Annotated in this window: 4 protein-coding genes and 1 pseudogene; 1 reads left to right on the forward strand and 4 read right to left on the reverse strand. The window is 69.1% G+C overall.

From position 1 onward, the window contains the following. Window positions 1-600 (reverse strand): DUF5998 family protein (locus tag D477_RS19370; RefSeq protein WP_005274147.1); only part of this gene is annotated, 600 nt, incomplete at its 3' end. Window positions 601-682: 82 nt separating this feature from the next. Beyond that, entirely contained in the window at window positions 683-3391 is a 2709-nt protein-coding gene (locus tag D477_RS19375) for a bifunctional acetate--CoA ligase family protein/GNAT family N-acetyltransferase (protein ID WP_005274149.1), read from the reverse strand. 48 nt (window positions 3392-3439) lie between these two features. Between D477_RS19375 and D477_RS19380 the strand changes: the two are divergent. Continuing rightward, window positions 3440-5927: pseudogene (locus D477_RS19380) on the forward strand (DNA gyrase/topoisomerase IV subunit A). A 71-nt stretch (window positions 5928-5998) separates the two neighbouring features. Here the strand turns inward: D477_RS19380 and D477_RS19385 are convergent. Together D477_RS19385 and D477_RS19390 are read right to left on the reverse strand one after the other, a co-directional pair. Further along, window positions 5999-6985, reverse strand: a complete 987-nt coding sequence (locus tag D477_RS19385; protein ID WP_005274151.1) for a GNAT family N-acetyltransferase — start codon at window positions 6983-6985, stop codon at window positions 5999-6001. Between the two features lie 5 nt (window positions 6986-6990). Further along, the coding region (locus D477_RS19390; protein ID WP_005274153.1) for an ATP-binding cassette domain-containing protein at window positions 6991-7762 on the reverse strand (772 nt) is incomplete at its 5' end.

Genomic DNA, 7762 nt, shown 5'->3' on the forward strand with positions numbered 1-7762 from the left:
CAGGCGCGGCAGGGCGGGCGGCGCCGTGTTGACCTTGCGCAGGGCCCGGGCGAAGGCCTTGGCGTTCTGGACCGCCTGCGCTCCGTCAGCCTCGGCGCTGACGCGGAGCACGATGTCCTCCTGCACAATGTTTCCAGTGTAGCCATGGTCCGCCTCGCACTGCGGGTCGGCACAGCCTGCCGGCCCCATGTCCAGCCGCTGGCCGCCGGACCAGGCGATGGCCAGGGTCAGTTCGCGGGCCTGGTCGGAGGGCTTGTAGTTTTGCGGCTGGGCGTAGATGTAGCTGAGCACGACGGACCGGATCTGGCTGACCGGTACGGACTCGGTGGAGATCTGCGCCATGACCTGTTCGCCGGCCTCGTCCAGCTGCTGGTCGTCGACGTGGGTGATGACCAGCATGTCGTCGGTCAGCACCAGCACGGTGATGTGGCGGTGGACTTCGTTGCGGTCGAAGTGGGTCTCCAGATGGACCACGTGCGACAGCGGTTCGCGTCCGTCGAGTGCGTCATGAACCACGTCGGCCACCAGCACCGGGTAGAAACCGGCACGGTTGAGGTCCTCGTCGAGGCTGCGTTCTTCGGTGGTTGGCAAATGGCTCATGGATTCCATTCTGGCTCAGTGGCTGCGCGATTGCGAACCCGCGCGGAGCGGCCGGCCGGTGGCAGCGGGTCGGCTGTGGGAGTCAGTCGCGCATGGCCCGCCGCGCGCTGTCGGTCCGCTGCGCATGGTTCGCCAAGCGCAAATCGGCGCTGAGCACGGTGAGGCCCTGCGGCGCTACGAGCACCGGGTTGAACTCAAGCAGGGCGATCTCCGGATGGTCGTCCTTCATCAGCGCCACCCGGTTCACAAGCTCCTCCAGCGCTGCCACGTCAACCGCCGGCAGCCCCTGGTAGCCGAAGAGCTTGGGCGCAGCCCGGGGGCTGCGCACCAAGTCCGCCACGTCCACCGACGTCAGCGGGGGTATGCGGTGGGACCAGTCGCCCAGCAGGTTGACCGCGTCGCCCGAGAGCCCGAAGGAAACAACCGGTCCGAGCAGCGGGTCCTCGATCGCGCGGATGGTGCACGACTGCCCCGAAGGCGCCATGGACTGGATCTCCAGCCCGATCTCGCCGAACGGCCGCAGCACCTGGCGCATGTGCTCGATGTTGCGCCGCAGCGAATCCGCATCGACGATGTTCAGCCGCACGCCGCCGAGGTCCAGTCGCTGGCGGAGCCTGTCATCCGTCGCTTTCAACGCCACGGGCCAGCCCAGCCGGTCCGCCGCAGCCACGGCTTCGTCCGCAGTAGAAAAGACGGCTGATGGCAGCACGGAGATTCCATAGCAGCCCAGCAGTTCGTTGGCCTGTTCGGTGGTGGTTCTGACCAGCTGGTCGCCGGAGGCTCCCTGTACCAGGGCATCGATCAGCTCCGCCGCCCGGTCGCGCTGCAGGCCGGTGGGCTCGACCACCTCGCCCTGGTCACGGGCCAGCCACTCGGTGTACCGCACGACTGCGGCCAGGGCCGCGATGCCGCCGCCCGGACTGGCAAAGGTCGGCACGGCCGGCTGCCGCGCGCCGGTCCCGGCAGCAGTGTCCCCCGCCAGCAGCCCCTCGGACACTGCGTGCGGATCCAGCACACCCGTGAAGGCCGCGACTACGGGCTTGCCGGCTTCCTCGCCGCATTCGCGCAGGACGGCGGCGATCTCGTCGCTGGCCAGTCCATTCACTGGCAGCAGGGTCACGATCGCCGAATGCACTTCCGGCAGTCCCAGCGCCTCCCTCAGCTCGCGGCGCAGCAGTTCCAATGCCTCGCTGCGCGCCGCGTCCAGGCCCAGCGAAGTGGCAAGGTGCACGGCCTTCAGCTGGTGGGTCGTCGCAGCGTCCGCAATGACTTTCCCCAGGGCGAGCGAGTTGCTCAGCACGGCAACACCCGGACCGGCCGGCAACGGCTGGCTGACCAGGATCTGGGCCACGTCCATCAGCTGTTCATAGGTTTCGACACGGACAACGCCCGATTGGCGCAGCATCGCATCCAGCGCCCCGCTGGGAGCCTGGGTGGTCCGGACATGGTGGCCGGGCGGCAGCTGCAGCCCCATCAGGTCCGACTTCGCCACGACGACCGGCTTGCTCCGGGACAACCGCCGGGCGATCCGGGAGAACTTGCGCGGGTTGCCGAAGGACTCGAGGTAGAGGCCGACGGCGCCCGTGGCCGGATCGTCTTCCCAGTACTGCATGGCGTCGTTGCCGGAGACATCGGCGCGGTTCCCGGCAGACACCATGGACGACAGCCCCAGGCCGCGCCGTGCGGCTGCCGCGTAGAGCATCACACCGATGGCGGCGGACTGGCTGAACAGGGCCAGCCGGCCCAGTTGCGGCAGCTGCGGCGCCATCGAGGCGTTCAGCGATACCGCCGGATCCGTGTTGATGAGGCCGAGCGACGCCGGTCCCACCACCCGCATCCCGTTCGCCCGTGCGTTGCGCACCAGCTCACGCTGGCGGGCGAGCCCTTCCTGGCCGTTGTCCGCGAACCCGGCGGTGGCCACGACCAGCCCTTTGACACCGGCGTCCGCGCACTCCTGGACCACCTTGAGCACCTGGTCGTAGGGCACGGCGATAATGGCCAGCTGCACCGGTTCGGGCACTTCGGCGATCGAGCCGTAGGAGATCATGCCGCCCAGCTCCAGGGCCTGCGGATTAATGGCGTAGACCGTGCCCTTGAAGCCGCCTTCGACGATGTGTTCCAGCAGGGCATAGCCGATGCTGCCGTACTCGCGGCTGGCGCCAATTACAGCTACCGACGACGGCGCCAGGAGCCCGGCCACGCTGCGCGCCTCTGCGCGGTGTTCCCGTGATTCCATCACGGCTCGCGACCGCTCCGTCGGGTCGATATTGAACTCCAGCATGACCACGCCGTCGTCGAAATGCCGGCTGACCTCGTAGCCGGCGTCGTTGAAGACCGTGATCATCTTGCGGTTCTCCGGCAGCACCTCGGCGGAGAACCGGCGGATGCCGTTTTCCCGGGCGGCCGCCGCCAGGTGCTCGAGCAGGATGGAGCCGAGACCGCGGCCCTGGTGGCTGTCGGAGATATTGAAGGCGACTTCCGCCTCGTCAGGATCGTCCAGCCGGTCATAGCGGCCGATGCCGATGATGTCGCCGGCGATCGTAATGACAAAGGCCACGCGGTTATGGTGGTCTACGTTCGTGAACCGCTCCAGTTCGCGGCTGCTCAGCTTGGCTTTGAAGGTGAAGAAGCGCAGGTAGATGGAGCTTTCCGACTGGCCCATGTGGAATGCCTGCAGGGCCGGACCGTCCTGGGGGACGATGGGCCGCAAATGGGCCGTGCCGCCGTCGCGCAGCACGACATCGGCCTCCCAGTAGTCGGGATAATCCCGGAATTGCGCCTCTTGAGCCATAAACTCACTTTAACTGCTTCAACAGATGTAAGGACCCGAACTCTCCATATGGCCCGCCGACCCAAATCCACGCCGCGCGAGGAACTGCCCGAAAACTTCGTCGAGAACATCGTCGACATCGACGTCACCTCCGAAATGGAGGGCTCGTTCCTCGAGTACGCCTACTCGGTGATCTACTCCAGGGCCCTGCCGGACGCCCGCGACGGCCTCAAGCCCGTCCAGCGGCGCATTCTGTACATGATGTCGGACATGGGGCTGCGCCCTGACCGCGGCCATGTGAAGTCGGCGCGCGTGGTCGGTGAGGTCATGGGCAAGCTGCATCCGCACGGCGACGCCGCCATCTACGACGCGATGGTCCGCATGGCCCAGGGCTTCGCACTGCGGATGCCGCTGATCGACGGCCACGGAAACTTCGGCTCCCTCGACGACGGACCGGCTGCCCCCCGCTACACCGAGGCCCGGCTGGCGGCCCCGGCGCTGGCCATGACGGACCACCTCGACGAGGACGTCGTCGACTTCATTCCGAACTACGACAACCAGTTCACGCAGCCGGAGGTCCTCCCCGCGGCCTTCCCGAACCTGCTGGTCAATGGCTCCTCCGGGATCGCCGTCGGCATGGCCACGAATATGGCCCCGCACAACCTGGGCGAGGTGATCGCCGCCGCCCAGCACCTGATCGCGAACCCCGACGCTAAGCTGGCGGACTTGATGGAGTTCGTGCCCGGACCGGACCTGCCCACCGGCGGCAAGATCGTCGGACTGGACGGTATCCGCGACGCCTACGCCACCGGCCGCGGCTCCTTCAAGACCCGCGCCACCGTCCAGGTCGAGCAGCTCACCGCCCGCCGTACCGGCCTGGTCGTGACCGAGCTGCCCTACATGGTGGGCCCGGAAAAAGTGATCGAGAAGATCAAGGACGCGGTCAGCTCCAAGAAGCTGCAGGGCATCAGCGACGTCGTCGACCTGACGGACCGGAACCACGGCCTTCGCCTGATCATCGAGCTCAAGAACGGTTTCAATCCGAACGCGGTGCTCCAGCAGCTCTACCGCTACACGCCGATGGAGGACTCCTTCGGCATCAACAACGTCACCCTCGTCGACGGCCAGCCGCGCACCCTCGGCCTGGTGGAACTGCTCCAGGTCTACGTTGACCACCGCATCGATGTGGTCCGCCGCCGCACGACCTTCCGCCTGGGCAAGAAGAAGGACCGGCTGCACCTGGTCGAGGGCCTGCTCATCGCCATCGTCGACATCGACGAGGTCATCCAGATCATCCGCTCCTCGGACGAAACCGCGCAGGCCCGCGAACGGCTCATGGGCGTCTTCGACCTGACCGAGATCCAAGCCAACCACATCCTGGAATTGCGCCTGCGCCAGCTGACCAAGTACTCGCGGATCGAGCTGGAGAAGGAGCAGGAGGAGCTGCGCCAGGCCATCGCCGAGCTGGAGGAGATCCTCGGTTCGGAGCCCAAGCTGCGCCAGCTGGTTTCCGACGAACTCGGCGCCATCGCCGCCGAGTACTCGACCCCGCGCCGCACCGTGCTGCTGGAGACCGAAGCCTCCGCCGCGCTCGCCGGCGCCGCCCCCGGCCGCGGCCGGCAAGAAGGCCAGCGCGCCGGTGCAGCTGGAGATCGCCGACGACCCGTGCTGGGTCATCCTCTCAGCCTCCGGCCAGCTGGCCCGCACCGCCAGCCAGGATGAACTGACCGACGGCGGCCAGCGCATCAAGCACGATGTGTTCACCTCCGTGGTCCGCACCTCGGCCCGCGCCGAGATCGGCGCCGTCACGTCGCTGGGCCGGATGCTGCGCCTGCAGGTCGTTGACATACCCGCGCTGGCGCCCGGTGACGGCACGCCGAACCTCGCCGGCGGCGTGCCGGCGCGGGAATTCGTGACGCTGGCCAAGGGCGAGACGCTGGTGGCCCTCGCGCCGCTGAACGCGGTCCTGGCTCTCGGCACCGCCAAGGGCGTGGTCAAGCGGGTCAGCCCGGACTATCCGCTGAACCGCGAGGACTGGGAAATCATCACGCTCAAGCCACAGGACCAGATTGTCGGCGTGTGTGCCGCGCGTGAGGACGAGGACCTGGTGTTCCTGACCCGGCAGGCGCAGCTGCTGCGCTTCCCGGCAGCCACGGTCCGCCCGCAGGGCCGGATGGCCGGCGGCGTGGCCGGCGTCAAGCTGGCGGCCGACGACTCGGTGGTCTTCTTCGGCGCGGTGGATCCTGCGGACGAGGCCGCCGTAGTGGTAACCATTGCCTCCGCCTCCGACGCCCTGCCCGGCACCTCCCCCGGCTCGGCCAAGGTCACCGCCTTCGCCGAGTACCCGGCCAAGGGCCGTGCCACCGCAGGCGTCCGTGCGCACCGCTTCCTCAAGGGCGAAGACCAGCTCAGCCTCGGCTGGGCCGGTCGTGGCCCGGCCAAGGCCTCCACCGCCAGCGGCGTCGTCCGCAGCCTGCCCACCGAACACGGGCGCCGGGACGGCTCAGGCGTTCCGCTGTCCCAGGCCGTGGACGCCGTGGGCCCCGCCCTCGGGTAACCTGCCGCACCAAACCGGCCCGCCGCCGTCGTTATTTCCAAACGTACGACGGCGGGGCGCGGGTTTGCGGGTCAGGTCAGCGGCAGTTGCCAGGCGAGGTTCCGCATGGTCGGGCGATAGCCCATCCTGGTGTACAGGCCGAGGGCGCCGCTGGGGTTCTCCGTGTCCACGCCCAGGCCGGCATTGGCCATCCCGGCCGCCTTGAACCGGCGCATGGCTTCGGCCAGCAGGGCCGGGGCGAGGCCGCGTCCGCGCCAGGCCGGACGGACGCCGAGCAGATCAGTGAAGCCTTCGTCGTAGCCGGAGTGCAGGCGGTAGGCCGGATCGAAGCTGGCCAGCTGGTAGGCCACGGTCTCGCCGGTGGCGGCCTCGACCACTGCCATGCTCCACTCCGGCTTCAGCTGCGGGTGCTCGACGGTGAACTTCCACCGCTGCTCGTCCCGCGGCTCGCTGCCCCAGTGGTCCGCGAACGCCTCGTTGTGCGCCAGCCGCACCGCCTCGCTCCCGGCCGGCACGAGCGTGCGGAATTCGAAACCGTCCGGCAGGGGCAGCTCCGGGATCGGCTCGTCCAGCGGCCGGGTCATCTCGGTGAAGTAGCGGACAATTCCGGCGCCGGCGGCCTTGAGCAGCGCATTGTGCCCGGGATTCCGCTCCTCCGTGAAGGTCCGGAGCACGCCGCCGCTGATGCCGGCGGCTTCGAAGCGGGCGCGCTGGCAGCCGGCCTGCCAGCCATAGAGGTCGCGGCCTAGGCCCCGGCGGCGCCACTGCGGGTCCACGCCGCCCCAGGTGTACGCGAGCGTGGATCCGGGGTTGGCGTGCACCCGACCGACGGCGCGCAGCACCCCGCCGTCGTCGAAACCCGCTGCGGTGGTCAGCTGCGGATCGTTGTGGCCGGAATCGAAAACCTCCGCCAGGTCCGCACGGGTCTCGCTCCAAACCGGCTTGTCGACGGCGGCCATCCGCCCGACCAAAGCGTGCCAGTCGTCTATGTCCTGTTCGGTCAGCGGGCGCCAGCGCAGGCCATGGTCGGGATACGGCTGGGGTGCAGCAGAGGTCATGCCCTTCAGCGTAGGGCAGCTTCCTCCGCCGCGGAACCCAGGCGCAGGCTGCGCGGGCAGGCGGCCGCTTCCGCCGGATCGTGGGTGACCATCACGACCGCCTTGCCGGCCAGTGCCGAACGCAGGTCGGCCAGCAGGCTCTCCGCGGCTTCCGGATCCAGGTGCGCCGTGGGCTCATCCAGCAGCACGACTTCCGCTTCGGTCAGCAGTGCCCGGGCCACCGCAACGCGCTGCCGCTGGCCGCCGGAGAGGAAGGCTCCGCCCGGGCCCAGCCGGGTGTCGAGCCCCTGGGGCAGGGCCGCGGCGAAGGAACCAAGTCCCACGGCGGACAGCGCACGGAACAGTTCGGCGTCCGAGGGCGGGTTCTCCCTGCCGCGGGCTAGCAGCAGGTTGGCCCGCAGGCTGGAGTTGAACAGATGCGCTTCCTGCGGCGTCCAGGCAATCCGGCCGGCCAGCCGCGTCCCGGAGCCGACCGGGCTGCCGTTGACCAGGTACTGTCCCTGCTGCGGGGCCAGGAAGCCCAGCAGCACGCCCAGCAGCGTGGATTTGCCGCTGCCGGAGGGACCGGTGACAGCGAGCCAGTCGCCGGGCGCCAGGTCGAGATCCAATCCGGCGAACACCGGCTGCCGCTGCCCAGGATAGGCGTAGCCGGCACCTCGCAGCTGGAGCGAAACCACCGGTTCCGGCGCAGGATCCGGAATGGGGCGTTCGGGCGCAGGATCCGGGGTGGGGCGTTCGGGCGCGGCGTCGGCGGGCAGCGGGTCCGGTTCTCCGCGG

Origin of the sequence: Arthrobacter crystallopoietes BAB-32 (assembly GCF_000328305.2) — a bacterium.
Classification (GTDB): domain Bacteria; phylum Actinomycetota; class Actinomycetes; order Actinomycetales; family Micrococcaceae; genus Crystallibacter; species Crystallibacter crystallopoietes_A.

Coding starts and splice junctions, on each gene's coding strand:
- D477_RS19375 (WP_005274149.1), bottom strand. CDS start 3,391: ATGGCTCAAGAGGCGCAATTCCGGGATTATCCCGACTACTGGGAGGCC.
- D477_RS19385 (WP_005274151.1), bottom strand. CDS start 6,985: ATGACCTCTGCTGCACCCCAGCCGTATCCCGACCATGGCCTGCGCTGG.